General features: G+C 50.1%; 26 protein-coding genes and 1 tRNA gene. 19 read left to right on the forward strand and 8 right to left on the reverse strand.

Annotated elements, in window-relative coordinates:
- The first annotated feature begins 32 nt into the window (after positions 1–32).
- From CEK71_RS08345 to CEK71_RS08380, 7 genes are all read left to right on the forward strand, one after another.
- The gene (locus CEK71_RS08345; RefSeq protein ID WP_088618964.1) at positions 33–242 is read left to right on the forward strand and encodes a hypothetical protein; all 210 of its coding nucleotides are present in this window, start codon (positions 33–35) and stop codon (positions 240–242) included.
- 313 nt (positions 243–555) lie between these two features.
- The gene (locus tag CEK71_RS08350) at positions 556–1,155 is read left to right on the forward strand and encodes a CPBP family intramembrane glutamic endopeptidase (protein ID WP_088618965.1); all 600 of its coding nucleotides are present in this window, start codon (positions 556–558) and stop codon (positions 1,153–1,155) included.
- Positions 1,156–1,522: 367 nt separating this feature from the next.
- Complete coding sequence (locus CEK71_RS08360; protein ID WP_088618966.1) at positions 1,523–2,281, forward strand: ParA family protein; 759 nt, start codon at positions 1,523–1,525, stop codon at positions 2,279–2,281.
- A gap of 80 nt (positions 2,282–2,361) precedes the next feature.
- A complete protein-coding gene (gene mgtE, locus CEK71_RS08365) occupies positions 2,362–3,810 on the forward strand; it encodes a magnesium transporter (RefSeq protein ID WP_088618967.1) in 1,449 nt (482 codons plus the stop codon).
- Positions 3,811–4,200: 390 nt separating this feature from the next.
- Positions 4,201–4,485 (forward strand): type II toxin-antitoxin system TacA family antitoxin, encoded by a 285-nt coding sequence (locus CEK71_RS08370; RefSeq protein ID WP_088621549.1) that lies wholly within the window; start codon positions 4,201–4,203, stop codon positions 4,483–4,485.
- Positions 4,482–4,988, forward strand: a complete 507-nt coding sequence (locus CEK71_RS08375) for a GNAT family N-acetyltransferase (RefSeq protein WP_088618968.1) — start codon at positions 4,482–4,484, stop codon at positions 4,986–4,988. Before CEK71_RS08370 ends, CEK71_RS08375 begins: the two co-directional genes overlap by 4 nt.
- A 130-nt stretch (positions 4,989–5,118) precedes the next feature.
- The gene (locus tag CEK71_RS08380; RefSeq protein ID WP_198328508.1) at positions 5,119–5,292 is read left to right on the forward strand and encodes a type II toxin -antitoxin system TacA 1-like antitoxin; all 174 of its coding nucleotides are present in this window, start codon (positions 5,119–5,121) and stop codon (positions 5,290–5,292) included.
- Between the two features lie 295 nt (positions 5,293–5,587).
- Here CEK71_RS08380 and cysC read toward each other — a convergent pair whose 3' ends face one another.
- Both cysC and CEK71_RS08390 read right to left on the reverse strand, forming a co-directional pair.
- Complete coding sequence (gene cysC, locus CEK71_RS08385; protein ID WP_088618970.1) at positions 5,588–6,223, reverse strand: adenylyl-sulfate kinase; 636 nt, start codon at positions 6,221–6,223, stop codon at positions 5,588–5,590.
- A 37-nt stretch (positions 6,224–6,260) separates the two neighbouring features.
- Positions 6,261–7,217 carry an acetyltransferase gene (locus tag CEK71_RS08390; protein ID WP_088618971.1) on the reverse strand — a complete coding sequence of 319 codons (957 nt, stop codon included), beginning with the start codon at positions 7,215–7,217 and terminating at the stop codon, positions 6,261–6,263.
- Positions 7,218–7,372: 155 nt separating this feature from the next.
- Between CEK71_RS08390 and CEK71_RS08395 the strand changes: the two genes are divergently transcribed.
- From CEK71_RS08395 to CEK71_RS08410, 4 genes are all read left to right on the forward strand, one after another.
- Positions 7,373–8,473, forward strand: coding sequence for an AI-2E family transporter (locus CEK71_RS08395; protein WP_088618972.1), 1,101 nt, complete (start codon positions 7,373–7,375; stop codon positions 8,471–8,473).
- 83 nt (positions 8,474–8,556) lie between these two features.
- A tRNA-Thr gene (locus CEK71_RS08400) sits at positions 8,557–8,632 on the forward strand.
- Between the two features lie 421 nt (positions 8,633–9,053).
- Positions 9,054–9,662 carry an NUDIX domain-containing protein gene (locus CEK71_RS08405; protein WP_088618973.1) on the forward strand — a complete coding sequence of 203 codons (609 nt, stop codon included), beginning with the start codon at positions 9,054–9,056 and terminating at the stop codon, positions 9,660–9,662.
- A gap of 59 nt (positions 9,663–9,721) precedes the next feature.
- Positions 9,722–10,195: a C40 family peptidase gene (locus tag CEK71_RS08410; RefSeq protein WP_232463787.1), complete on the forward strand. Its 474-nt coding sequence runs from the start codon at positions 9,722–9,724 to the stop codon at positions 10,193–10,195.
- A 131-nt stretch (positions 10,196–10,326) separates the two neighbouring features.
- Here the strand turns inward: CEK71_RS08410 and CEK71_RS23135 are convergent, their stop codons facing one another.
- The 3 genes from CEK71_RS23135 to plsY form a co-directional block, all read right to left on the reverse strand.
- Positions 10,327–10,539, reverse strand: coding sequence for a hypothetical protein (locus tag CEK71_RS23135; RefSeq protein ID WP_198328510.1), 213 nt, complete (start codon positions 10,537–10,539; stop codon positions 10,327–10,329).
- A complete protein-coding gene (locus tag CEK71_RS08420; RefSeq protein WP_088618976.1) occupies positions 10,520–10,963 on the reverse strand; it encodes a putative toxin-antitoxin system toxin component, PIN family in 444 nt (147 codons plus the stop codon). Before CEK71_RS08420 ends, CEK71_RS23135 begins: the two co-directional genes overlap by 20 nt.
- 108 nt (positions 10,964–11,071) lie before the next feature.
- On the reverse strand, positions 11,072–11,644 hold the full coding sequence (plsY, locus tag CEK71_RS08425; protein WP_088618977.1) for a glycerol-3-phosphate 1-O-acyltransferase PlsY: 573 nt from the start codon (positions 11,642–11,644) through the stop codon (positions 11,072–11,074).
- 207 nt (positions 11,645–11,851) lie between these two features.
- Between plsY and CEK71_RS08430 the strand changes: the two genes are divergently transcribed.
- Genes CEK71_RS08430 through CEK71_RS08440 form a run of 3 tightly spaced genes read left to right on the forward strand, consistent with a single transcriptional unit; the run spans position 11,852 to position 14,390 of the window.
- Positions 11,852–12,601: a sulfotransferase domain-containing protein gene (locus CEK71_RS08430; RefSeq protein ID WP_088618978.1), complete on the forward strand. Its 750-nt coding sequence runs from the start codon at positions 11,852–11,854 to the stop codon at positions 12,599–12,601.
- Positions 12,594–13,538: a glycosyltransferase gene (locus tag CEK71_RS08435; protein WP_088618979.1), complete on the forward strand. Its 945-nt coding sequence runs from the start codon at positions 12,594–12,596 to the stop codon at positions 13,536–13,538. Before CEK71_RS08430 ends, CEK71_RS08435 begins: the two co-directional genes overlap by 8 nt.
- 6 nt (positions 13,539–13,544) lie before the next feature.
- Complete coding sequence (locus CEK71_RS08440) at positions 13,545–14,390, forward strand: hypothetical protein (RefSeq protein WP_088618980.1); 846 nt, start codon at positions 13,545–13,547, stop codon at positions 14,388–14,390.
- 80 nt (positions 14,391–14,470) lie between these two features.
- Here the strand turns inward: CEK71_RS08440 and CEK71_RS08445 are convergent, their stop codons facing one another.
- On the reverse strand, positions 14,471–15,208 hold the full coding sequence (locus CEK71_RS08445; RefSeq protein ID WP_088618981.1) for a hypothetical protein: 738 nt from the start codon (positions 15,206–15,208) through the stop codon (positions 14,471–14,473).
- Between the two features lie 553 nt (positions 15,209–15,761).
- Here CEK71_RS08445 and CEK71_RS08450 point away from each other — a divergent pair.
- Positions 15,762–16,469, forward strand: coding sequence for a glycosyltransferase family 32 protein (locus tag CEK71_RS08450; protein ID WP_088618982.1), 708 nt, complete (start codon positions 15,762–15,764; stop codon positions 16,467–16,469).
- A gap of 48 nt (positions 16,470–16,517) precedes the next feature.
- Positions 16,518–19,256 carry a DNA polymerase I gene (gene polA, locus CEK71_RS08455; protein ID WP_088618983.1) on the forward strand — a complete coding sequence of 913 codons (2,739 nt, stop codon included), beginning with the start codon at positions 16,518–16,520 and terminating at the stop codon, positions 19,254–19,256.
- A gap of 83 nt (positions 19,257–19,339) precedes the next feature.
- On the opposite strand, the gene CEK71_RS08460 is transcribed toward polA, so the two are convergent.
- On the reverse strand, positions 19,340–19,873 hold the full coding sequence (locus CEK71_RS08460; RefSeq protein WP_088618984.1) for a gamma carbonic anhydrase family protein: 534 nt from the start codon (positions 19,871–19,873) through the stop codon (positions 19,340–19,342).
- Between the two features lie 156 nt (positions 19,874–20,029).
- On the opposite strand from CEK71_RS08460, the gene CEK71_RS08465 reads away from it, so the two are divergent.
- Complete coding sequence (locus CEK71_RS08465; protein ID WP_088618985.1) at positions 20,030–23,143, forward strand: efflux RND transporter permease subunit; 3,114 nt, start codon at positions 20,030–20,032, stop codon at positions 23,141–23,143.
- A gap of 55 nt (positions 23,144–23,198) precedes the next feature.
- On the opposite strand, the gene CEK71_RS08470 is transcribed toward CEK71_RS08465, so the two are convergent.
- Positions 23,199–23,732 carry a copper resistance protein NlpE gene (locus tag CEK71_RS08470; protein WP_088618986.1) on the reverse strand — a complete coding sequence of 178 codons (534 nt, stop codon included), beginning with the start codon at positions 23,730–23,732 and terminating at the stop codon, positions 23,199–23,201.
- Positions 23,733–24,005: 273 nt separating this feature from the next.
- On the opposite strand from CEK71_RS08470, the gene CEK71_RS08475 reads away from it, so the two are divergent.
- Positions 24,006–24,215, forward strand: a complete 210-nt coding sequence (locus CEK71_RS08475; protein ID WP_088618987.1) for an antitoxin — start codon at positions 24,006–24,008, stop codon at positions 24,213–24,215.
- Between the two features lie 85 nt (positions 24,216–24,300).
- A complete protein-coding gene (locus tag CEK71_RS08480; protein WP_088618988.1) occupies positions 24,301–25,548 on the forward strand; it encodes an AAA family ATPase in 1,248 nt (415 codons plus the stop codon).

Genomic DNA, 25,548 nt, shown 5'->3' on the forward strand with positions numbered 1-25,548 from the left:
GCTGTTGGCCTTTTTCTACAATAGAGATAAATATGATTGAAATCACTGCGTTAGGTTTATTGGCTTTAGCGGTTGTCGCCATTATTTTTGCACCTTCCCAAAAGTCTGCCGCCGCTAAGTTGGCGGCTAAATTGCACATCCCGGAAGATTCAATGTTAAGACGGCATTTCCTTACCCATGTGCGCCACCAAGAGCCTTTGCTGGCTGATGCGTTGGAAAAACGCTTGGCTAAAGCCCGATAAGCCGCCGCCCGATTTTGCCTTCATGCCGTAGGCCGTAGCGTTGGCCTACCGAAGGCCGGATAAGGTTTTACCGCCTTATCCGCGCATCCCTTGATTTCCCCTGCCGCTGCTTGCGCGGCTTTTGCCTGTTTTTGCCCGCATTAGCCATTTTTCTCCCACCGCCCATCCCGTTTGGCGGAAATGTCCTACGTTTAGGTTTTTCAAGGCTAAAAAAGCCTGCCGTAAAGGTATTTTCCTGTCTTATACTATTTTTAAGCATTTTTTTTACAGGGTGGTTTAGAATGTCTGTTTTAAATAGATTCTAGCTGTGCCGATGACTAAAGTGCCCTTAAGATCCGATAATTTTTTTAAAAAAGCCTGTTACTTTGAGGCCTCGCTAATTCTGGTGGCGATGCTGTTAGGCTGGATCGCCCACCTCAACCCGTTCGCCAACATTCACTTTACTTTCGGCAGCTTGCTGTATGGTGGGGTGGGGACGTTGCCGCTGTTTATGATGTTTTTGGCGATGGAGAAAGTGCAGGGGCATTCGGTGGCGCAAATCCGCCAGTTTTTGCTCAGAACCTTAGGCCCCAGCCTGCACCGTTATGATTGGGTTGGGCTGTTGGTTTTGGCGGCGGTGGCGGGGATTTCCGAAGAAATTCTCTTCCGTGGCGTTATTCAGCCTTGGCTGGAAGTATCGTGGGGGCTGACGGCGGGGTTGTTGCTCAGTAATGTGTTATTTGGTTTGGTACATTCGGTTACGCCGCTGTATTCGGTACTGGCGGGGTTGGTCGGCATTTATTTGGGGGTGATGATGGATATTCAGGGCGACCGTAACTTGCTCACGCCCATCATTATTCATGCCTTGTATGATTTTTTGGCCTTTCTCGCCCTGATGCGGGCGTATCGGTCGGGGTTGGCGACACAGGTTTAAATATCTGATATTAAGCGGATATTTTCTGATAATGAAAAAAATAATGAGTCGCTGTCGCGACGGTTTTTTTTAATCGGGTTCTCGCACCCGAAGGCGAGATACTTTCTTTTGCTCCGCCAAAAGAAAGTATCCAAAGAAAAGGCGGCCCGATTGCCGCTTCTTCCTGCGCTTCTCGGTTTTGTCGGGGGTCGGCAGAGTGGGCTCCTGCCCACCTGCCGACGCGCGGCATCCCTGCCGCGCCCCTTCGGGCTGATCCCGACAAACCCTGCGATGCTCGGCGCGGCAAACGGGGGTAAAGCGACGTTACTGCGTAACGTCAGTTAACTATGGCTTAAGGTCAGGATGCGCTTAGCGCAGGGAGGGGGGGATGAAAATAGTCGCGCTGTATAGCATTAAAGGTGGGGTGGGTAAAACGGCCAGCGCGGTGAATTTGGCTTTTCTCGCCGCACAGGGCGGCTACCGTACTTTAGTGTGGGATCTTGACCCGCAAGCCGCCAGCAGCTTTTATTTCCGCATTAAGCCGAAGCTGAAAGGCGGTGGCAAGCAATTGTTCGCTGGTGACAGCGAGTTGGAAGACTTGATTAAGGCCACTGATTTTCCGGGTCTGGACTTATTGCCCGCCGATTTTGCCTTCCGCAACCATGATTTTTTATTGGATGCCAAGAAAAAACCCACCCGCCAACTGAAAAAACGCCTCAAACCCTTGGCGGAAGCCTACGATTTTGTGTTTCTGGATTGCCCGCCGAACCTGTCTTTGTTGTCGGAGGCGGTGTTTGTCGCCGCCGATGTGATCTTATTGCCGCTGATCCCCACCACTTTATCGCTGCGCACCTTAACGCAGTTACAAGACTTTATGGCCGGACATGAGTTGGCTAAACTGCCTTTGCTGCCTTTTTGTACTATGGTTGACCGGCGCAAATCTCTGCACAAGGATATGATGCGGCAATTGTCGGCGACTGTACCCGAACTGTTGCAGACGGTTATCCCTTACGCCAGCGATATTGAGCGCATGGGCTTGGAGCGGCGGCCCTTGGGGGCTTTTTGTAAGTCCGGCCCATCAGTAAGGGCCTATAATGAACTCTGGCAAGAACTATTGGCTCGAATCGGCGTAGTGCCTAGACCCTAAAGCCTGCTGTTAAGGCACTATTCAGGCGATTAACGATAGGATGCAGATGCACCGCATCCCTAGACCCCGGACAAACTACGATGGAAGCCACTGAAAAACTACATACTGCGCAGTTTTTGCAGCACCAATTGCACGAAATCGTTACCTTACTGGCCAAACAGCAATTGGAAATGTCGCTGGTGCAGCGCGGCCCCGCCACTAACCATGAGTTGGTGGAGACGGTGCTGCATAAACAGCATCATACGCGCTTGCGGGAAAAATTCGCGCTGTTGCATCCGGCGGACATCGCCTTTATCCTCGAATCGTTGCCGTTAGACCAACGTAAGGCCGCCTGGGATGCCATTAAGGCCGACCAAGACGGGCAAGTTTTGTTGGAAGTGTCGGATGCGGTCAGGCATAGCCTAATTTCTGGTATGGCGGCGGACGAATTGGCTTCGGTGGCGGGTAATCTGGACGCGGACGAACTGGCCGATCTGGCCGCCGATTTGCCGAAACGGGCGATGTTGCGCATTTTGCGTTCGCTGAACAGTACCGAACGCACCCATCTGAACGCCATTTTGTCTTACGAGGACGATGAGGTGGGGGCGTTGATGGATTTTGGCATGATCACCATCCGCGATGATATGAGCCTGAAAGCCATTTCCTCGTATATCCGCAAGCTGGGCAAATTGCCCAGCCATACCGATAAGCTGTTTGTGGTGGACGGCCATAACCGGGTTAAGGGGGTGTTGCCGTTGCAGCGCTTGCTGACCCATGCCCCATCTTTGCATGTCGCCGAGGTGATGGTCACGGATTTTGTGGTGTTCCAGACTGACCAAGATACCGGCGAAGCGTCCCGCGCGTTTGAGCGTTACGATTTGATTTCCGCGCCCGTAGTCGACCAAAACGGCGAGTTGCAGGGGCGGTTATGCGTCGATAGCATTATGGATTTTATCCGCGAAAAATCCGATGAGGATTTGCTTAGCCAAGCGGGGGTGACGGAAGAGGAGGACTTGTTCGCCAGTGTCTGGAAAAGCGCGAAAAACCGTTGGGGCTGGCTGTTGATTAATGTCGCCACCGCCTTCGCCTCGACGCGCATCATCGGCCTGTATGAGGATGTGATTTTGCAGTTGGTGGCGTTGGCCTCGTTAATGCCGATTGTCGCGGCGATGGGCGGCAATACGGGTAATCAGACCAGTATGCTGATTATCCGCTCTTTGGCCTTAGGGCAGATTACTGCCGCCAATGTGCAGCGGCTTATTAGGAAAGAATTGACCCTGGCGGCACTGAACGGGACGTTCATCGGCCTGATTATGGGCTTGCTGGGGTTTTTGCTGTATCACGACCTTGCTTTGGCGGGGGTGATGGCGACGGCGATGTTCATCAATTTGCTGGTGGCGGTCATCGTCGGTTTGAGCATCCCGTTGCTGCGCTATAAGTTTGGCAAAGACCCGGCAGTCGGCACCAGTGTGATTTTGACTTCCATCACCGATTCGATGGGGTTTTTTATTGTCTTGGGCTTGGCTAGTTTGTTTTTGTTGGGGAAGTGAGTGGGCTTAAGTGGCAATTATCAGTCAAGAGGCTAAAATTTGCACGGTAACGTCTTGAAGCCTCTAGGTCCCACCATCGCTTGGAAAATAGAAATATAAGCCAAAATAATACAGGAATTAAAGACCAATGAGGAAAACTTGCGCTAAAAATCAATACTTTTAACGCGGTAAGGTGCAATAGGAGAAGCCGTATGGCACCGTATGTTAAGTTGCAATCATTCGGCGCATTACGGCTATCGTCTAATAAGCCATTATAAGTTTAATAAAATTCTTAAACTTATAACCTATTGTTTTTGCTTGTGTCGCTATTTGTCTAAAACCCCTTCGTTTGTTAGGCAATCCGTGATTTACCTGTTGACACCATACGGCATATTGCCGTATATTCATTACATGAAAGAATCAAAACCACCAACAGCCCGTCTTGAAGCCCGCTTGCCCCCTCATATCCACGCGATGCTGAAACGCGCCGCCGAGATAGAAGGGCGGACGTTGACAGATTTCGTTATCGCGGCCTCCAGTGAGGCGGCGCGGCAGACAATAGAGACCACCGACATCATCCGCCTTTCCGTAGATGATCAGCGTCTTTTTGCCGAAAGCATCCTTAATCCCCCTGAACCGACAGACGCTTTACGCCGGGCTTTTGAGAAACGCCGTGAATTGTTCGGTGTTGAGTGACCGCTCTTTTCCGCCTCGAAGCCTTAGCCAGCCAGCATGACCGATCCGCTTTTACCAGCGGGGACAGCAGGCTTGACCTCTATCTCCAAACACAAGCCACGCAGGATAGTCGCCGCCGCATAGCCAATTGCTTTGTGGCCGTCGAAACAGCGACCCAGCAGGTAGTGGCCTACTACACTATTGCGTCCGCCAGCGTATCCACAGCGGATTTGCCCCCTGAAGATGCCAAACGCCTGCCCCGTTATCCCACCATGCCAGCCGTCCGCATTGGGCGTTTAGCCGTAGACAGGCGGTATCAGGGGCGTGGTTTGGGGAAATCCTTGCTGGCCGATGCCGCCGTAAAGGCGATTGCCGCCGCTCCCGCTTCGTTTGCCCTGCTCGTGGATGCCAAAGACGATCAGGCCGTGAATTTCTATAAGCATCACGGATTCCGCCAGCTTGTCGGTATGCCCAGAGTTCTGTTTTTGCCTTTAGCCACGGCTGAAAAACTGTTGCTTGCTTAACGTCTACTTGCCCACGTCAGGCCTTTTCGCGTACCGCACCAGACAAAATTGGACAATTGCAAACAGTCCTTTACCGTCCTGACAATGTGTGTCATATATTGCTTTCAGATTTAACTGGCCGGAAGAGCCAATGATGCACCTTGAACAAGAACCGAAATCCGAGCGGATCGACATCCGCACCACACCGCGCGTAAAACGCGCCCTGCAAGACGCGGCGACCGTCACCAGCAAGACGGTTTCCGAATGCCTGCTTGACAGTGCCTTGACCCGCGCCGCCGAGGTCTGTATAGCCAATACGATATAAATTGATGATGCCAAAAAGGCGACAGGAAGGACTGTACGTCCTTGAAGGACGGGCAGTCCTTATCGGCTTATATTGGATTAGCTATATTGATTAAGATGAACATGGACTTAGCCCCTCTATCAATAATGGAATTACACGGCACCGGACAAAGGCTAAAAAACAGCCCATTCCCCGTTATTCAAGGCAGAAAAAAGCCGCCATCCGGTCAAAGATACAGCGGCTTTTCATCACATCGCCCAGCCTACTCAACACCACCGCTTAGTCATAACCTAAGCGGTGGCTTAGCCGTTTACCCTCAATCCGCGTCATCAGGTAACGGGGTATCCTTAATGATACCCCGGTCTATCAACAGGTTAATCACGCAACGTACGCTTTCGGCTAAGGATTGGTCGTGGGTGTTGACTGCTAGCTCCGGCTTTTCAGGGGCTTCGTAAGGCGAGTCGATACCGGTAAAAAATGGGATTTCCCCGGCGCGGGCTTTTTTGTATAAGCCTTTCACATCACGTTTTTCACAGGTTTCAATCGGGCATTGGCAATAAATTTCTATAAAATCACCGTGTGGGACTAAGCTCCGTGCCGCATTACGGTCGGATTTGAACGGTGAGATGAATGCGGTCAAGGTGATTACGCCCGATTCGATAATCAGCTTGGCGACTTCGCCTATCCGCCTGATATTTTCCACACGGTCGTCATCGCTGAAGGTCAGGTCGCTGCATAAGCCATGACGGACGTTATCGCCATCCAAAACAAACGTGGAGATGCCCATCTTATGCAAATAGTCTTCCACCGCATGGGCCAGGGTGGATTTGCCGGAACCTGACAAACCGGTAAACCAGATAATCACACTTTTGTGTTGATGGAGTTTTTCCCTGTCAGCGCGGGTGATAGTGGCATGATGCCAGACAGTATTGGTGCTTTTTGTGGTAGTCATACTCTTTATCAGGTCTAATGGAGGATAGGGAATAATCTTAACGGTATTTTTCGGCAAATGCTGTGATAAATGCACCTAGCTGGTCTAAGGGCAAATGGTTGATACCCGCCGCGCTTTTGCGGCCACCGCCCGTCGGGAATGATGAGCATAATTCATCCGCACCCGTTTTGTTGGTTAAGGGTGCACGGACGCTGATTTGGTAATCGCCTTTTTCGGTGAAGCTAAACACGGCATGGGCGCGGCCGGGGTTACGGTTAGCCAGCTCATTGCCGAACACGCCGCTGATGCGCCGTGCCCAAGCGACATCCGGTAAAATGTACACGCCGATGGCGGCGGTCTCATGCTCTGGTTTAATCTGCAAAGCTTGTGCCATATCTTCCGCGTAACCGCCCAGCAGTTGTTGGTAGCTGGCGCTGTTGTCGCTCATGAAATCGAACGGCGAGGCATAAGGGGCCAGTTCCCGGAACAGTACATCAGGGGCAAAATGCAAATCTTCCAAGCTGCCGCCGTAGCCGTTATAGTTGATACACACACCTAAATCGTTGAGCTTGTCGAGTTGGGCTTGTGACAAACCTAAGGGTTTGGCGGCGGCTTCGGCACTGGCGATGAGATTGTCGCCAAAGGCGGCGGTGACTGCCCATGCACGGTATTTGCCTTGCAGGTGTTGGTCTACTAGCAGGCTGGTGCAGATATTGGCATCGGTATTGATCAGCGTGGTCAGGTTGGGGTGTTCTGGGATAATGCCGGGTTGGTGGTGGTCAACATAAAACACCCGCGCCCCTAGGCTTAAAATGCGTTCCAAAGCGGTGCAGTTTTTTTCTAAGGAAATGTCCAAAACGGTCACTTGGTCGCCTTCTGCGGCGGTGACTTGGTTAAGCAACTGAATGTCCCGTTTGATACCCGTGACTAATTTTGCGTCGGCGGGCTGGGCAAGGCGCAGTTGCACCAACGCACATATACCATCGGCATCACCATTAAATACATCAATTTGCATCTGTTTATCCTGCTGTGGTTGTGGACTTGTATTGTAGGGGAAGGCCGCCAATAATTCAAAAGCCTGTTATTGGCATTTGTAAATCAGATGGGGCGAAAAAGGCTATTGGATGTAGAATATCGCTAACACCACATAATAAAAATAGCCGATTCTGCATGATAAACCAAGATAAATCCGCCAATCTCCGCTTTTTGAGCAACGCACTACGGCATGTTTTGCCCAATAATCAAGCGGTTTCGCTGGCCGTTTTGCTGGTGGCGATTTTTTTGCTGGTTTATTTTTTGTCCGACCTGCTGATGCCGGTATTCGCCTCCATCGTCATTGCTTACTTGTTGGAAGGTTTGGCAAGCAATGCCGAAAAATTCCGCTTGCCGAGGTTGTTGGCGGTATATCTGGTGTTTTCGGGGTTTATGGCGTGCCTGATTTTTTTGCTGTTTTATCTGATGCCTATTGTCTCGCAACAGTCGGTCGAATTGGTGCAGCATATCCCCGAAATCATCAGCCGCGCCCAGCACGGTATCATGCGCCTGCCGGACATGTATCCGAAGTTCATTTCCGAAAACCGTATTCTTCAGATTATGAACGCCGTGCAAAAAGAGTTGCTCACTTATGGGCAGAACGTGCTGTCGTTGTCCGCCGCATCAGTGATAGGTTTGGTCAGTGTCATGGTCTATCTGTTTTTGGTGCCGATGATGGTGTTTTTCTTTTTGAAAGACAAAAGCGTTTTTATCAATTGGTTTTTGCAGTTTATGCCCACAGACCGTTACTTGACCGTGCGGGTTTGGACAGAAGTGGACACCCAAATCGGCAATTATGTGCGCGGTAAGTTTTCCGAGGTGTTTGTGCTCTGGGCCATCAGTTACATCACGTTTGCCGCGCTGAACTTAAATTACGCCATGCTGTTGGCGGTGCTGATGGGCTTATCGGTTATCATACCTTATATCGGTGCGACGTTGGTGACGTTTCCGGTGCTGATTGTCGCTTATTTCCAATGGGGTTTGGAAGGCGACGAGTTTATGTATATTGTCATCGCCTATTCGATTATTCAAGCCCTGGACGGCGTGGTGTTGGTGCCGCTGTTATTTTCCGAGGCGGTTAACCTGCATCCTGTCGCCATTATCATCGCCATCTTGTTTTTTGGTGGCTTATGGGGTTTTTGGGGGGTGTTTTTGGCGATTCCCTTGGCCACGGTGGTCAAGGCGGTTTTGAGTGCGTGGCCGCGCCTTGGTGATGCGGAAACCACCATTTGTCCTTAGGGCGGGTTAAGGTGATTTACAAGCGTATGCGGACTCCTTTATAATCGTCGGCTTTACCGTTATTTCCCTCTCCCACAGTTCCAGCCGGTGTAGCTCAGCAGGTAGAGCAGCGCACTCGTAACGCGAAGGTCGTAGGTTCGATTCCTATCATCGGCACCATTAATCAATCAGTTGCAAAGCCTTACGCTTTGTTGTTTTGCCCTTCATGGTAAATTTTCCCCATCCGAAATAGGCTAGTTTTCTGGTTTCTCAACTGCTGTACGCCGCCCGGTATTTCGGTACACGCACCAATCTCTAAATGGTGGGGGTTGCCGTACTTTCGCCTCTACAACAGATTTTATTTCATGCACGTTCCTAAGGTCTTTGCGCTCTGCTTGAACAGGCCGTATTCTATGAAAGGTTGCTTATCACGGAAACACGGCGTGATTTTTTACAACGCGCTACAATGTGCGATAGTGAGGGGCTGCCATGGAAGCAATGCCGTCAAGCCTGTCAGGTTTTAACAAGCCAGAAGGTTTAGTCTGTAAATGTCGGTGCTAACCTTTAACTATAAACTTTTCCATTCCTTATCCGTCCTATTATGAGCCAAGCCTTCAGTATCTTAAATCATGAGATCCTTTATAACGGTTTTTTTCGTTTGGAAAAGTATCGCCTTAAACATACCTTATATGCAGGGGGATGGAGCGCTGAGCTAGACCGGGAGCTGTTTATACGCGGCGAATGTGTGGGGGTGCTGTTATATGACCCCAACACAGATCAAGTGGTGCTGATCGAGCAGTTTCGGGTCGGGGCATTAGTGCAGCCGGACCGTGCTTGGCTGGTGGAGATTGTCGCCGGGGCGATTGAAGAGGGCGAAACCGCCGCCGAAGTCGCCTATCGTGAGGCCTTGGAAGAGGCGGGTTGCGCCATTGAAGAATTGCTGGAAATCAGCCGCTTTTACACCAGCCCAGGCGGCACGGCGGAACGCCTGACCCTATTTTGCGGCAAAGTGGACAGCACGGCGGTGGGCGGCGTTTATGGCTTGGCGGAAGAACATGAAGATATTTTGGTACGCGCCGTAGACTTTGCCGATGCTTACCGGATGCTGGAAACCCGCGAGATAGAATCGGCGATACCCATTATTGCTATCCAATGGTTGGCGCTTAACCGGACAATGCTCAGGCAACGCTGGGCGGCCACACCCTTTTAACAGCACGCCCCCTTATGACGAGCTATCCGAGAGTATTATCCTGTTTGCGGCTACTCAGCGTGAGTTTACCCATTCTGCTGGTTGGCTGCGCCGGTACGCCAGAAAACCAAGCTCAGCCGCCCCAGGCGGTCGCCCCTTCTGGCCGTCGCCCGCCTGCCGTCAATTATGCCCTAAGCCTGCAAGGTGCACCTTACCGTTACGGTAAGGAATCACCCGAAGAGGGCTTTGATTGCAGTGGCTTTGTCCGCCACGTCTATCGGCGGCACGGTATCGTTCTGCCCCGCACCACCCGGCAAATGGCGGCGGCCTTACCGCCCATTTCCAAACATGCCGTACAATCGGGCGACTTGGTGTTTTTTAATACTGACGGCAATGCCTTCTCGCATGTCGGTATCTATATCGATGATAGCCAATTTATCCACGCGCCTAGCGAACGCACGGGTTCAGTTATAGTGTCTAACCTGAAAAACCATTATTGGAAAAAACATTTTACCGGTGTCCGAAGGCCATCTTTACACCGCGCCGCCAATTGACGCGAGCCATTAGGGTTTCTAGTCCTTAACGGACAGGTGCTTAGGTCTCTTTCCCCACTAACAGGCGTTCGATATTGGCTTTATGCCGCCAGAGCAATAATGGCCAACATCCGGTGCAATCAGAATTTATCCTAACGATGCGCAACTTTATCCAGCAATGCCAAGCCCCGTTCTGGGTTGCCCCGTGCAGCACGTTCCCTAAAATGCTGTTCGGCTTTTATTTGCTGGATGTTATGCCGTGCCATTTCGACCAACAGCGATTCGGTCGAAATGTGGTTCTGGGTTGCGGCTTGCTGCAATTCGGCAAACAGCGAGTCGGGTAACTCAACAGTCATTGTGGTCATGGTAAAGCTCCTCTAGCCAGTCTTTAGGGTGCAAAATTTTTAAATGGGGAAACCGCAACTCACCGCGCTGAAAATCACGGACGTTTTGGGTAACAATCGTTGTGGCTCCACCAGCCAGCGCAAGTTCCAATACATGGTTGTCGGCCTCGTCCGGCAAGTTGGGCCGGAAGGTGAAATAAACCGATTGCCAGCGGCAAACCGCCAAGAAGTCATCTAACAGAGCTTCCCGGTCTTCTGGGGCAAGCAGGTATCTAGGCTCCAATTCTGGGCGGTGCAGCAAGGATTCGTATTCGGCTAACAAAGCGGAACCCACCAAAGGCGTAGCCTGCCGCTTAAAGCAAGCGGCTAAAGCCTGATGTGCCGAGCCGGTTTCCATCATAGCCGAAACCAGAATATTGGTGTCCAAAACAATTAAGGCCGACATTTAAAACGCATCCGGTGAATGCTCCAACTGGCGCAGCACAGTGAAGGGCAAAATAACCTTACCATGATGGACGGGGTTTAGCATTCCCAGCCCTTAACGGGCAGGGTTTTAGGTTTCTTCCCCTGTTAACAAGCGTTCGATATTGGTTTTGTGCCGCCAGAGCAAAAAGACCGTCATCACCGCTGTGGCGCTGACAATAGCGGGATCGCCAATCAGGAACCACGCATACAGCGACGACAAGACCGAGGCGACCAAGGCCGACAGCGAGGAAATTTTACCGATTTTATACATCAGCAGCCAAGTCGCCATAACCGCGCCCCCCAACAGCCAAGAAAAGCCCAGTAACACCCCAACCGAGGTAGCGACACCTTTACCACCTTTAAAGCCAAAAAACACCGGGTACAAATGTCCCATAAATGCCGCCAAGCCAATAATGGCCAGCAACTCCGTCGGTACGCCCAACATTTTTCCGGCATAGACCGGCAGCAGGCCTTTGAGCGAATCGCCCAGCAGGGTAATCCCCGCCGCCTTCTTACCGCCAAAGCGCATGACATTAGTCGCCCCCGGATTACCCGAACCCTGCTCACGCGGGTCAGGCAGACCCATTAAGCGACAGACAACAATCGCACTACAAACAGAACCCACGCTATAGGCGAGCGGCACCAACAACCATTCCATCATTCTTTACCTTTACCCTTAAAGACCCGTAAGCCGGAAGCACCTCCGCCGCTTACTGTTTAAAAAAAGGTAATCATACCGGAAATTGGCTGGGCGTATTATTTTTTGGCTTTGGTGTTGGCGGGAGGATAGGCTTATTGTTATCATGGCCGAATCGGCCAGATGCCACCCAATCCCCATGAAGCCCCATAAAAATGTCTAAATGATTGCATGGAAATAAAAGTTAATTTTTTAATCGCCGGCACCCAAAAATCAGGCACAACCGCATTAGATGCCTATCTTAGATTACACCCTAATCTCGGTATGGCCAGTGAAAAAGAGGTGCATTTTTTCGATAACGAAACCTACTTTACTAATGACCCGATAGACTATTCTCCATATCACCAAGCCTTTGCCCCAAAGCCAGAACATCGGTTATTTGGCGAATCCACCCCCATCTATATGTATTGGCGCACAGCCTCCGAAAGGATTTGGCACTATAACCCCGACATGAAACTCATCCTTATTTTAAGAAACCCCATCGAGCGGGCATTTTCACATTGGAATATGGAGTGCAGCAGAGGTGCCGAGCAACTGAGTTTTTGGGAAGCGATCACTAACGAACAGCAACGTTGCCAAGCAGCTTGGCCTTTACAGCACCGGGTCTATTCGTATATTGACCGGGGATTTTATAGTAAGCAGTTGGCCGACATCTGGCGTTATTTCCCCCGCCAAAATACCCTACTGCTCAAACATGAAGAGCTAAAGGCGAGCCCTCAAAAAATTGTCAATCAAGTGTTTGATTTTTTAGGGGTTGATAGGCTGATTGACATCAAGCCCCATGAAATATTTGCCATACCTTATGGACAAACAATAAGCCCGAAAGAAAAAGCCTTTCTTCTGGAGCGTTTCGCCGAGGAAATCAACACGCTCGAACAACAATTAAATTGGGACTGCACTGACTGGAAGAACAATGGCTGAACAAAAAAAGGTTTTATTTTTTAGGGATTATGAAGGCTTTAGCGGCGGACATCTAAAAGTCTGGAATTATTTCAACCATTTTATTGCAAGGGATTATGCCCCCTCTATCTCTTTTTCAGAACAGAGCTTATGGGATAGCAACAATCCGTGGTTTGCGGCAAAAGACAAGGTTTTATCTGACATCGGTGCGATCACACCTGATATTGTGTTTCTTGCGGGTATGGATTGGCTAAGAAAGCCTGAGATTAAAAACTGTCCGGCCACAACTCCTATCATTAATTTAGTGCAAGGCATCCGGCATAGGGAACCCAGCACGCCGCTATATTCATTTTTAAAAAATAAAGCCATCCGCATTTGTGTCAGCGAACAGGTGGCGGAGGCCATTCGCCAAACCCAACAAGTTAACGGGCCGGTTTATACGATACCTAACGGCATTGATTTGCCGCCGTTACCGCAAGCCATGCCCTTTGCAGACCGCCCCATAGACATCTTAATTTCCGGTTTAAAACACGGCCTATTGGCGCAGCAGCTGGCTGAAAGCTTAAGGCCGTTACATAAAAACGTCACGGTCTTAACGGGCTATCAGTCGCGTGCAGACTATCTAAAACAAATTAGCCAAGCCAAAATAGCCGTTTTTTTACCGCTGCATGAGGAAGGTTTTTATTTGCCCCCGTTAGAAGCGATGGCTATGGAAACACTAGTTATTTGCCCCGACTGTATCGGTAACCGTTCTTTTTGTCTGCCGGATTACAATTGCTTCCGTCCCCAACATGATTTTGTCGCCATTTTAGATTCAGTTCATCAAGCTGTCTCGCTTTCAATGCATAAAAGACAACAATTATTATCTAATGCGAAACAGACAGCGCTTAAGCATAACCTTCATACTGAACAACAAGCATTTTTTGAAATTTTAGACAATCTACCTAACATTTGGTGAGACAAAATGAACCATTCAAACATTATCTTAACAGGCCTGCCCCGATCAGGTTCCACATTAGTTTGCCATTTATTAAATAAGGTCAATAACACGATTGCCCTTAATGAACCCATGGCGGGCAATTTTCCTGAAGGCGCAACACAGCAGGAAATTTGCGGTGAAATAGCAGAATTTTTTGCCAGTAGCCGCCAATCAATTTTAGAAAAAAAACAAGTATTAACCAAGCATATCAAAGGCAAGGTTCCAGATAATTCATTTGGGCCTGAAAAAAACAGCAGCGGCTTAAGAACAAACCATCAGATGGAAAGGTCTTTTATTGACATAGAAAATGAGGTCTCTGATAATTTTACACTGTGCGTCAAGCACAATGGCTTATTTGCATTGCTTTTAGGTGAGTTAACTTCATTTTTTCCCTGTTATGCCATTATCCGAAATCCATTGGCCGTGTTAGCCTCATGGAATAGTGTTGATATCCCTGTAAATTATGGGCATATCCCCGTTGCCGAAAATGCAGACCGAGAGCTTTTCCAGGCATTAAGCGCGATACCGGACAGGTTAGACCGGCAGTTTCACATCTTATCTTGGTTTTTTGGCCAATATAAAAACACCCTTCCTAAAGAAAAAATAATCCGTTATGAAGAGGTGATTGAGTCAGGGGGGTCGTCGCTAAAAATGGTAACTTCTGGTGCAAGCAAGCTTGCCGAGCCCTTGGTTAATAGAAATGTAAATGATTTATACGACAAAGCACTGATGCTTTCATTGGGGGAGAGGTTGCTAAATACGGAAGGAGAGTATTGGCAATTTTATACCCCTGAAGATGTAAAAAGCCTGCTGTCTAAAATTATCGGGTAGAATCGACAGCATTTCAGCGGAACTGGAAATGATCCATTCCGCTGAAATGCTTTTATTCTGTAAAGAATACTGACGGGGGGTTAGTTTTTACGGCGACGTGTCGCAGTCAAAGCTAACATGCCAAGGCCTAAAAGTGCGATAGTCTCTGGCGCATCTATGGGTGAAGCGTCTGAAGTAAATTCAACACGAAGACCCGTAGGATTAGATGAAGGATCAGTTTGGCCTGCCAGCAAGGCATTATTGACAACAAAATCAATATAATTAGAGCCGCTAGTAAAATAGGCGCTTAATGAAGCGAGCGTAAACGCATGTAAGACACTTCTTTGGGTCGCCGCTGTGGCATAAGTTGCCGTTAAAGCGTCGCCTGCTATAGTGTGTCCATTTAAGCTTATGCTTTGTAATTGGTTGTCACTTGCCCACATCCCAGTAATGCTCGCGCTATTCGCGTGATAGCCACTTAAATCAAATGTGACACGGTAGGTATAGTTAGCAACTGCTACGCCCATGTGATCGGCTGCCGATGAGATCCAAGAAGAAGTCTGACCGCTAGGATTGGTACTGCCTACCCAGTAAGTTGTGCCGCTAGGAGGGTTGGACAGGACACCCGAACCGCCAGCAGACGCACCATAAGCCGTGCCTCCGCTATTGACTGTCCAATGGCTGTCGGCAACGCCATTAGCAACCAATGTCGTGCCGGACACTACACCCGTATTGAACAATGTTGAGATGCTGGCCGCTTGTGCACCATCCGCCCAAAGGGAAAAAGCGACAACCGCTAAGGCCGAACAGCCAAATATGCTTTTATTTATTTTTTTCATTACTTATTTCCTCGTATTCATCAGAAAAATAAAATTCAGTGGCTGCTAAGAAATCACGATTTATAACAACAACACACAAGCGAACCAAGCATATTTCATACCACTCAAAAATAAATATTAATTGCTTTATTTTTTAATATATTAGGGGTGTGTGAAAAAAGACATTCATTAGCTATGTAAATTTATTTGACGCTATAACCGTCATTTCTCCGCGTCCATTCATTTTGGAATTACATGCCTCCCCAGTCAGATTGGGATCCGTGGCTTTGGTTTTTGCCCTTTTTTTGCCTCTTTTAGAGGAAGGGGCAAAATGCCTATAGCACAGACATATAAAATAAGGCCTAAACCGCGTAGTGATGATTTGTTAAGACCGTACCCCATAAATACACCGCCGTACTATGGTTATGATACCAAACTATAAGGCGGTTTGCCTACTGAGACGGGAAAGCATAGACAATATAGGCTATTATCAAATAGCCATAAGCAAGCACAACGCATTATAATTATTTACATATTTTCTTTATGGCTATGACCAAAATACACTACAACGCCAGTGAATACGCCCATTATCCCCAAAAAAATCATTCAGTTTTGGCATAGCTTCCCTGTGCTTCCTGACGTTTACCAGCAGGCAATGGCTGCTAATAAAGCGAATAATCCTGATTTTGAAACACTGTATGTAAATGACGAATTTATGCTTAATCTAATAAAAGATAAGTTTACCCCCTGTTTATTAGACTTATATAAAGCCAATAAAATTGCCGCATCAAGATCGGATATGGCAAGGCTTATCCTATTATATGAATACGGCGGCTTTTATTTAGATGCGGCGCTGCAATTAAACGCCTCGCTGAACGCCTTTATCGGCTTGCAAGCAGAAATCCTTTTGTTACAACGCGATGATATGCCAAGATACCAAGACTGTCCCGATAAAGCCCATGTCTGGAATGGCATGATCGGTGCCAAACCCCAATCCGAGTTTATTAAACGGTGCATAGAAACACAAATCCGCAACTTGCTGGGTGGCGATTATAACTATGATGTCCGCGCCGCTACAGGCCCTGTTGTCCTCAATAGAATGATAGATGCGAGCCCCGATTTTCCGCTTAAAAAACTTAGCTTTAAAACACTCAAGAATGGCTTTCTTAGTCATATTAGGATAGCAGGCTTAGCTAATTCTTGGATTCCGTTGCAAGAAAAGGGGATTATTGACGGCGGGCAATTAACATTATTAAAAACAATGTATCCTGATTTTAGGTAACATAAAAAATACAGAATAATTTCACTTTTCCTTATCTTAACGCCACTCATGTCCACCCCCCAACGCCACATTCTCGTAGACGGTTCATCCTTTCTGTTCCGCGCCTACCATGCCGTACCGCCGCTAAACAGCCCTGACGGCAAACCGACCAACGCCATTTACGGGGTCAGTAACATGTTGCGTAAGCTTATGGCCGACTATGCGGGTGATGTGGTGTCGGTCATTTTCGACGCGCCGGGCAAAACGTTCCGCAATGACCTGTACAGTGAGTACAAGGCCCACCGTCCGCCGATGCCGGATGATTTGCGGGTGCAGATTGAACCGTTGCACCAATTGGTCAAGGCGATGGGTTTGCCTTTGTTGATGGAGTCGGGCGTGGAGGCCGATGATGTGATGGGCACCTTGGCTTGCCGCGCCCAAGCCTGCGGCCATCAGGTCATTATCGTCACGGGCGACAAAGATATGGCGCAACTGGTCAACGCCGACATTATCCTAGAAAACACCATGTCCAATACCCGCATGGATATTCAAGGGGTTGTCGATAAATTTGGCGTAAGGCCAGAGCAAATTATCGATTATCTGGCTTTAATGGGCGATAGCGTCGATAACATCCCTGGTGTGCCGAAAGTCGGCCCAAAAACCGCCGCCAAATGGCTGGAGCAATACGGCACACTGGAAAATCTGATTAGCCATGCCGCCGAGATTAAAGGCAAAATTGGCGAGAACCTGCGCAATGCCTTAGCGCAATTACCGCTGGCCAAGCAACTGACGACCATCCGTTGTGATCTGGAACTGCCTTTTGGCGTCGATGATTTAAAACCACAGCCCATGGATAAGGCGGCGTTACGGGCGTTACTGACAGAATTGGGGTTTCTATCGTGGCTAAAAACCTTAGATAACACGGTTACCGATACTCCCGCCACACTTGACCCCGAACCCGAACCCGAACCCGAAACCGAAACCGAAACCGAAACGGCTCCAGCCCTTTACGAAACCATTTTCACCGAAACCCAGCTTGACGATTGGCTTAAACGCTTGGAAGCCGCCGACCTGTTCGCGTTTGACACCGAAACCACCAGCCTGGACTACCGCCAAGCGCAAATTGTCGGCGTGTCTTTTGCCGTCACCGCCGGCCATGCCGCGTATCTGCCTTTAGCGCACAACTACCCGGAAGCCCCTGCCCAGCTAGACCGCACGGCAACGCTGGCAAAACTCCGCCCGCTGTTAGAAAACCCTAACGTAGCCAAGCTGGGGCAAAACCTGAAATACGATAGCCATGTTTTGGCTAACCACGGCATTTGCTTACGCGGCATTGCCCATGACACCATGCTGGCTTCTTATGTGCTGAACAGCACGGCAACCCGCCATAATATGGACGATTTGGCGAAAGTGTATCTGGGGGTGGATACCATCCATTACGAAGCTGTCGCGGGCAAAGGTGCGAAACAAATCGGTTTTGAACAGGTGGCGATTGACCAAGCCACGCCTTACGCCGCCGAAGATGCCGATATTACCCTGCGCCTATATCAAGTGCTGGTAGCCAAGCTGCAAGCGTTGCCGAGTTTATGGCAGTTATATAAGGACTTAGAAGTGCCGTTGCTGAGCGTCTTAGAACGTATTGAAGCCAACGGCGTGTTAATCGACACCGCCATGCTTGCCCAGCAAAGCTTGGAGCTGTCCAGCCAGATTATTTCGCTGGAACAACATGCCCACGATTTGGCCGGACGCGCTTTTAACCTGGGCTCACCCAAGCAAATTCAGGATATTATTTACACCCAGCTAAAGCTGCCCGTGCTTAAGAAAACCCCCAAAGGCCAGCCGTCCACGGATGAGTCGGTTTTGCAGGAATTGGCGGAAGACTATCCCCTACCGAAAGTGATTTTAGAATACCGCAGCCTCAGCAAGCTGAAATCGACGTATATCGACAAACTGCCGCAACAGGTGGATGCAAAGACCGGGCGTGTCCATACCTCTTACCATCAGGCGGTCGCCGCGACCGGACGGCTGTCCTCATCCGACCCGAACCTGCAAAATATCCCGATCCGCAGCGCCGAAGGCCGAAAAATCCGCCAAGCTTTTATCGCCTCACCCGGCCATAAAATCGTCGCCGCCGATTACTCGCAAATTGAGTTGCGCATTATGGCGCATTTGTCGGCTGACGAAGGTTTGTTACGCGCGTTCAGCCAAGGCGAGGACATCCACAAAGCCACCGCCGCCGAAGTGTTTGGAGTTGAACTAGGGCAAGTCACCCAAGAGTTGCGCCGTTCCGCCAAAGCCATTAATTTTGGCCTGATTTATGGCATGTCGTCATTTGGTTTAGCCAAACAACTGGGCTTGGGGCGTAACCAAGCGCAAGACTATATCGACCTGTATTTTGCCCGTTATCCAGGGGTGAAACAGTATATGGATAACATCCGCGCCCAAGCGCGGGAGCAGGGCTATGTCGAAACGTTATTTGGCCGCCGTTTGTATTTGCCGGACATCAACGCCCGCAACGCTAATATCCGCCAATACGCCGAGCGTACGGCGATTAACGCCCCCATGCAAGGCACTGCCGCCGATATTATCAAACGCGCCATGCTCGCCACTGACACTTGGCTATGCCAAGACCAGCCTGCGGCAAAAATGATTATGCAGGTACATGATGAACTGGTGTTTGAAATCGCCGAAACCGAGCTGGAAGCCTGCACGGCGAAAATTAGGGAACTGATGAATGCCGCCGCCACCCTTAAAGTGCCGTTGGTGGTGGATATTGGTATTGGCGACAATTGGGATGAGGCGCATTAGGGCGGGCCGTATTGGAGCGAGGGCATCTTGCCCGCTACTTGCCGGCAAGATGCCCGCGCTCCAATCCCCATACCTTAACGAGGCTATGCCTTCGGCAAATGGCGGTTTTTCAGCAGCACATAATGCGCGGCGGAATATTCTAAAAACTCTTTTTCCGTCGCGCTTAACGGGCGTGCTTGTTTGGCGGGGGAGCCGACATACAAAAAACCAGAAACCAAACGCTTGCCGGGCGGTACTAACGACCCGGCCCCCAGCATGACATAATCTTCCAGCACTGCGTCATCCATAATGATGGCACCGATTCCGATCAGGCAATAATCGCCGACCGTACAGGCATGGACGACCGCCCGATGGCCGATGGTCACGCCTTTACCGATGGTCAAAGGATGCCCCAGCGGGGAAAACTTACCCGCATGGGAAACGTGCAGCACTGCGCCGTCTTGCACATTGGTTCCCGCACCGATGCGGATACGCTCGACATCGCCACGGATGACCGTCATCGGCCATACTGACACATCATCCCCCAAACTGACATCCCCAATCACCACGGCGCTGTCATCAATGTAAACCGCCGCTCCTAACTGCGGATAGTGGTCTTCAAACGCCCTTATTGGCACAACTCTCTTTGGCACAATCCTCTCCTTCGCTTATGCTAGTACGCACCTTTTATAAACGCCCAGCATACTGGCATAGCCCTGTACAGGACAATAGCCATACCTAAAAATGCTGGTGTCTGAAAATTAACACTCTGACTTGTAAACCTTTTTTCCGCTATGCTCGCAACCCTAGTCCGCTTTTCCCTCCGCTTTCACGGCATTGTCATTGCCTTAGCCTTGCTGATTTTAGTCTATGGCGGCTACCGTTTTGCCAATGCGGGCTTGGATATTTTCCCTGAATTCTCGCCCAAGCGGGTGATTATCCAAACCGAAGCCTCTGGCTTGGCGGCGGAACAGGTGGAGGTGCTGGTGACGCGCACCATTGAAACCGCGATTAGCGGCCTGGCAGGCATGGAATCGGTACGCTCGGAATCCATCCAAGGCCTTTCGGTCGTGACCGCGACTTTCCACGAAGACAGCGACATTTACCGCAACCGCCAATTGGTCAGCGAACGCCTCAGCACCCTAATTACCCAATTGCCCGCCGGGATAACCCCCATTGCAATACCGTTATCGTCCTCGTCAGCAACGGTGCTGACTTTGGGGCTACATTCCGACCATAAAGACTTGATGGCGGTGCGCAGTCTGGTAGATTGGACGGTCGTGCCGCGTTTGCTGGCGGTGCCGGGGGTGGCGGATGTCAATGTCTTTGGCGGCGAAATCGCCCAGTTACAAATCCAAGTTGATCCGGTACAGTTGCAGCGCTTTAACCTGACCTTGGACGAGGTGATCCAAGCCACCACGCTGGCCACGCAACATCTGGGCAGCGGCTTTATCGAAAACAGCAACCAGCGTTTAACCCTGCAAGTGGCAGGCTTGCCGTTAAGCCCCGAACAATTTGCCGCCATCCCATTGCCACGGGTGGGGGCAGGGCGTAGCGTCACCTTGGGCGAAATCGCCGCTATCCGTTACGCGCCAGAGCCGCCTATCGGCGCGGCACAAATCAAAGGCAAAACCGGGGTGGTGCTGATGGTCATCGGCCAATACGGCGCGAATACCTTAACGGTGTCGCGGCAAGTCGAGCAAGCTTTGCAAGAATTGCAGCCGATGTTTGCGCATGAGGAAGTGACTTTTTACCAGCACCTATTCCGTCCCGCCGATTACATCGAGCGGTCGCTGTCGAACTTGTCCGGGCATTTATTGATCGGCGGCCTGTTCGTTTTGATAGTGCTGTATCTGTTCCTGTTCAATATCCGCACCGCCCTGATTGCCGCCGTAGCGATTCCGGTGTCGCTGGCGGGCGCGGTACTGGTGTTGTTGGCCTTGGATGTGCATCTGAATATTATGGTGCTGGGCGGTTTGGCGATTGCCTTGGGCGAAGTAGTGGATGATGCCATTATTGATACCGAAAACATTTTCCGCCGCCTCCGCGAATACCGCGCGGACCCGGCGCAGGCCGAACCACCCGCTCCAGCATCCGGCCTGCCGTCAACCATTGCCAACATTATCTATAAGGCTTCGCTAGAAGTGCGCAGTTCGGTGGTCTATGCCAGCTTTATCGTCGCCTTGGTGTTTGTCCCTCTGCTCACCCTCGACGGCGTGGCCGGGCGTTTGTTCGCTCCGCTGGGTTATGCTTATATTTTGGCAATTTTGGCCTCATTACTGGTCGCGTTGACTCTAACGCCTGCGCTATGTTATGCCTTGCTCGGCAGTAACACCGGACGCGCCGCCGAACCGCCGCTGCTTAAGTATCTGACTCCGTTATATCAAGGCCTGTTAAGGTGGGTACACCGACATTTTAAAGCGGTTTTGGCGGTCAGTATTGTGCTGTGTGCATACAGCTTTAGCGCCTTCTCGCAATTGCACAGCCAATTTTTGCCGGAATTGCGCGAAGGCCATTATATGGTCCACACCACCAGCCTGCCAGGTACGTCGCTGCAAGAATCGCTGCGCATCGGCAGCCGCCTCACCGAGCAGTTTTTACAGATTCCCGGTGTGGAATCGGTATCGCAATGGGCCGGACGGGCGCAACGCGGTGCTGACACCTATGGTAGCCATTACAGCGAATACGAAGTGCGCTTAGAGCCGCTGTCCGGCACGGGGCAACAGCACATTATGGATCAGCTCCGCGCCATCTTGGCAGAATTTCCGGGCATTTCCTTCGAGGCCAACACCTTTTTGACCGAACGTATTGATGAAACCCTGTCGGGCTATACCGCCGCCGTTGTGGTCAATTTATACGGCAACGATTTGGACATGCTAGACAGCAAAGCCCAGACTATCGCCGACATCATGCGCGGCATGGCTGGGGCGACAGATGTGCAATTGCGCTCGCCCCCCGCCACACCGCTGTTACAAGTCCAGCTCAACCTCGACCAACTGGCTTTTTACGGGCTGTTGCCCGCGACCGTCGCCGAGACCTTGCAAGCCGCTTATGAGACCCGCATTGTCGGCAAAAACGTGCAAGGCAATAAAGTCCTTAATGTCGCCGTCACCGTTACGCCAGAACTGCGCCAACAACCCGACGCCATCGGCGATTTGCCGTTACGCGCCAAAGACGGCAGCTTCATCAAACTGCACCAAGTCGCCGATATTCGCCACACCACCAGCCGCTATTCCATTTTGCACCAAAACGCCAGACGGCGGCAAAGCGTCACCTGTAATGTCTTAGACCGGGATTTGGATGCCTTTATGCAGGAACTGAAAACCCGCGTCCACCAAGCCGTTCCGGTCACGCAAGACGGCTACCCGGAATTTACCGGGGCGGCGGTCGAACAGGCCACGGCGCGGCAAGCCTTAATTATCCATGCCTTACTGGCGGGTACGGGGGTGCTGATGTTCATTTATGTGGCTATCGGCAGTGTGCGCCTGATGCTGTTGACCTTATGCAACTTGCCTTTTGCCTTAATTGGCGGCGTAGTGGCGGTACTGCTCACCCATGCCAGCTTATCGGTCGGTTCGGTGGTCGGCTTCGTGACCCTATTCGGCATCACCGTCCGCAACAGCATCATGCTGCTGTCGCATTACCGTTATCTGGTCGAAACGGAAGGCCGGGCGTGGGATTTGGATACCGCGCTGTTAGGTGCCCAAGAGCGCTTGCCGTCCATTTTAATGACCGCCTTAGTCACCGCCCTGGCCATGTTCCCCATCGCCTTTAACAGCGACAACCCAGGCCGCGAGATTATGGGGCCGATGGCGGCGATTATTGTCGGCGGCTTGGCATCGTCTACGGTGTTGAATTTGCTGTTGTTGCCGGGGATATTGTTGCGCTATGGGCGGTTTGGTAAGTAGCCAAGTCCCTTAAGCCGTTTATTAGCCGCCACGGACGGCTTAAGGGATTTTAAGCCTAGTGGATATGGACTTCGCGGGATTTGACCGTGTCACTTCTGCGCAACATGTAGCGGTCTGCCCGTCCGTCCGCTATCTGCGAGCCGTCGCTATTGAGCTGGATCAGCGTGCCTTCATCTTCAATGCGGTACTGGCGGGTGCTGGCATCTTTACGCGCGGTCAACACCACGATGCGGGTGTCTTCGTTCCAGGTGTATTTGCCTTTTTCATAATACTCGCGCGAAGATTCTTTCGCAGGCTGGGTCACTAACAGATAATTGTTGTTTTGCTTCAATGCCAAGGTGGCTTTAATCCCGTCACAATCCTTGCAAGGCAGGTAGCCATAAAACACCCCATGAAACTCCAGAGCTTTTTCGACGGGTTTAAGATGGGCGGAGTGGTCGCCTTTTTTCTCATTATTGAGCACCCGCGCCTCTAGCAAGCGTTGTTGGGAAGCAAAATCAGTTTCCGCCAGCACTTGCTGGGTTAAAAGCAAACTGCCGAAGCAAAGCAAAGCCATTTTTTGTTTTAATTGTTGTGTTAATGCGTGCATATCGAGTATCTCTTAATAGGTCGGACAAGTTGTTTCGTCTGTCTGGTAGACGGCATCATAAAAGATTAACAGCATTATCTGTTACGTCAACCATAAGTCAGCCAAAAACCAAGACCACTTAAGTGTCTGCCGTTATCCAGGCAATATTTATCCCCATTTTAAGGTAAACCATCGTAAGCCTTACCGCCCTAGTTTCAGGATAAACCTTTAGCCAGTTTGAAATTTAGCGTATACCCTATGGCTGTACATTTCAGGCCAGCCGAGGAGAGTGTTATGCAAACTGCCCGTATTTTTACCGATGGTAATAGCCAAGCGGTTAGCCTACCTAAAGGTTTCCGTTTCGAAGATGACGAAGTCATCATCAAGAAACTGGGTGACATCGTCGTGCTTTTGCCCAAACGCTACCGGGCAGAAAGCCTAATGGCTATGTTAGAGGAAATTGGGTCGATGGATGTTGAGCGTCAACAGCCGACCGGAACTTAGGATTAGAAATGCAGAAAAACTGCAACTCAGCCTAAAAAAGGTTATAGTAAACTATTAAAATGCCGTTTTAATACGAGTTTTCTGCATGTTAATAGAATTTTCCGTCAGCAACTTCCGGTCTTTCCGTGACAAACAAACCTTTTCTATGGTTGCCGCCCCGCGCCTGAAAAAGCGTGGGAATGTTTTTAAGCCTGATGTAAAAGGCGAAAAATTGCCGGATTTGTTAAAAGTTGCCGCTATTTATGGCCCTAATGCTTCGGGTAAGAGCAATTTAATTAAGGCGCTTAATATTGTTAGGAAAATTGTCTATAGAGAACCTAGTAGCCAATTTAATCCATTTCCGGTTGCCCCTTTCCGTTTTGACCCAGAATTGGCAGACCAACCCAGCTGTATCGAACTACATTTTATATTTGCGGGACTGCGTTATCAGTTTGAGCTAGGTTTAACCGAACAACGGATAGTCCATGAACGCTTACTGATGTTTCCGCAAGGCAAAGAAACGCTTTTATACGAACGCCGGCATTTATCTACTGGAGATCATTACACTTTTGGCGAGCAACTGGAAGGCGGTGATGATTTGCATAAGCTATGGCAAAAGGCCACCAGCCCACAAGTGCTATTTCTTGCGCAAGCGGCAGCCAACAGCAGCGAAAAACTCAAGCAACTGACACCTCCATTGACATGGTTGCAATCTGGTTTTTTGGTTATTGATGGCAAAGGATTAGAAAATCTTAAGCACTATAGTCAGCAACAGGTAGAAAAATTCCCTGCTTTCTCGGAAGGGCTTGCGGCTTTTCTGCAAGAAGTGGATGTTCCTATTGCCAATATCCGTACCGATAAGATCAGTATTTCTTCAGCCAGCTTAGAATTAATAGACACTAAAAACATCAAGAGCAAAACCCTATTAACCCATTGGACAGAATTAGGAGAAGCAGAATTTAATTTTGAAGAGGAGTCAGAAGGCACTAAAAACCTGATCGGCTTCTGGTCTGCATGGGATTTTCATGCACTGGCAAAACGTATATCCCCTAGCGTAGGAGCTCTCATTGTAGATGAACTCGACACCAGCCTACACCCTGAAATTGTTGTGTCTCTGGTAGAAAAACACATTAACGCCGCTTCACCCGCACAATTGATCTTCACGACCCACAACACCCACTTAATGGACTCGAAACTCTTACGCCGCGACCAATTCTGGCTAACCGAACGCGACGCTAACGGTGCGACGCAATTGCGTTCTATCCACGATTTTGCCGGACGGGAAAGCGAAGATTTAGAGAAACGCTATTACGAAGGCCGCTACCGCAGCCTGCCTTTTATCCGCCGAGGCTAA

It is taken from the genome of Methylovulum psychrotolerans (assembly GCF_002209385.1).
GTDB lineage: Bacteria > Pseudomonadota > Gammaproteobacteria > Methylococcales > Methylomonadaceae > Methylovulum > Methylovulum psychrotolerans.

Excerpts from the sequence above, each read along its gene's own strand:
- CEK71_RS08345 (WP_088618964.1), top strand. The coding sequence starts at position 33 with ATGATTGAAATCACTGCGTTAGGTTTATTGGCTTTAGCGGTTGTCGCC.
- CEK71_RS08350 (WP_088618965.1), top strand. The coding sequence starts at position 556 with ATGACTAAAGTGCCCTTAAGATCCGATAATTTTTTTAAAAAAGCCTGT.
- CEK71_RS08360 (WP_088618966.1), top strand. The coding sequence starts at position 1,523 with ATGAAAATAGTCGCGCTGTATAGCATTAAAGGTGGGGTGGGTAAAACG.
- mgtE (WP_088618967.1), top strand. The coding sequence starts at position 2,362 with ATGGAAGCCACTGAAAAACTACATACTGCGCAGTTTTTGCAGCACCAA.
- CEK71_RS08370 (WP_088621549.1), top strand. The coding sequence starts at position 4,201 with ATGAAAGAATCAAAACCACCAACAGCCCGTCTTGAAGCCCGCTTGCCC.
- CEK71_RS08380 (WP_198328508.1), top strand. The coding sequence starts at position 5,119 with ATGATGCACCTTGAACAAGAACCGAAATCCGAGCGGATCGACATCCGC.
- cysC (WP_088618970.1), bottom strand. The coding sequence starts at position 6,223 with ATGACTACCACAAAAAGCACCAATACTGTCTGGCATCATGCCACTATC.
- CEK71_RS08390 (WP_088618971.1), bottom strand. The coding sequence starts at position 7,217 with ATGCAAATTGATGTATTTAATGGTGATGCCGATGGTATATGTGCGTTG.
- CEK71_RS08395 (WP_088618972.1), top strand. The coding sequence starts at position 7,373 with ATGATAAACCAAGATAAATCCGCCAATCTCCGCTTTTTGAGCAACGCA.
- CEK71_RS08405 (WP_088618973.1), top strand. The coding sequence starts at position 9,054 with ATGAGCCAAGCCTTCAGTATCTTAAATCATGAGATCCTTTATAACGGT.
- CEK71_RS23135 (WP_198328510.1), bottom strand. The coding sequence starts at position 10,539 with ATGACCACAATGACTGTTGAGTTACCCGACTCGCTGTTTGCCGAATTG.
- CEK71_RS08420 (WP_088618976.1), bottom strand. The coding sequence starts at position 10,963 with ATGTCGGCCTTAATTGTTTTGGACACCAATATTCTGGTTTCGGCTATG.
- plsY (WP_088618977.1), bottom strand. The coding sequence starts at position 11,644 with ATGATGGAATGGTTGTTGGTGCCGCTCGCCTATAGCGTGGGTTCTGTT.
- CEK71_RS08430 (WP_088618978.1), top strand. The coding sequence starts at position 11,852 with ATGGAAATAAAAGTTAATTTTTTAATCGCCGGCACCCAAAAATCAGGC.
- CEK71_RS08435 (WP_088618979.1), top strand. The coding sequence starts at position 12,594 with ATGGCTGAACAAAAAAAGGTTTTATTTTTTAGGGATTATGAAGGCTTT.
- CEK71_RS08440 (WP_088618980.1), top strand. The coding sequence starts at position 13,545 with ATGAACCATTCAAACATTATCTTAACAGGCCTGCCCCGATCAGGTTCC.
- CEK71_RS08445 (WP_088618981.1), bottom strand. The coding sequence starts at position 15,208 with ATGAAAAAAATAAATAAAAGCATATTTGGCTGTTCGGCCTTAGCGGTT.
- polA (WP_088618983.1), top strand. The coding sequence starts at position 16,518 with ATGTCCACCCCCCAACGCCACATTCTCGTAGACGGTTCATCCTTTCTG.
- CEK71_RS08465 (WP_088618985.1), top strand. The coding sequence starts at position 20,030 with ATGCTCGCAACCCTAGTCCGCTTTTCCCTCCGCTTTCACGGCATTGTC.
- CEK71_RS08470 (WP_088618986.1), bottom strand. The coding sequence starts at position 23,732 with ATGCACGCATTAACACAACAATTAAAACAAAAAATGGCTTTGCTTTGC.
- CEK71_RS08475 (WP_088618987.1), top strand. The coding sequence starts at position 24,006 with ATGCAAACTGCCCGTATTTTTACCGATGGTAATAGCCAAGCGGTTAGC.
- CEK71_RS08480 (WP_088618988.1), top strand. The coding sequence starts at position 24,301 with ATGTTAATAGAATTTTCCGTCAGCAACTTCCGGTCTTTCCGTGACAAA.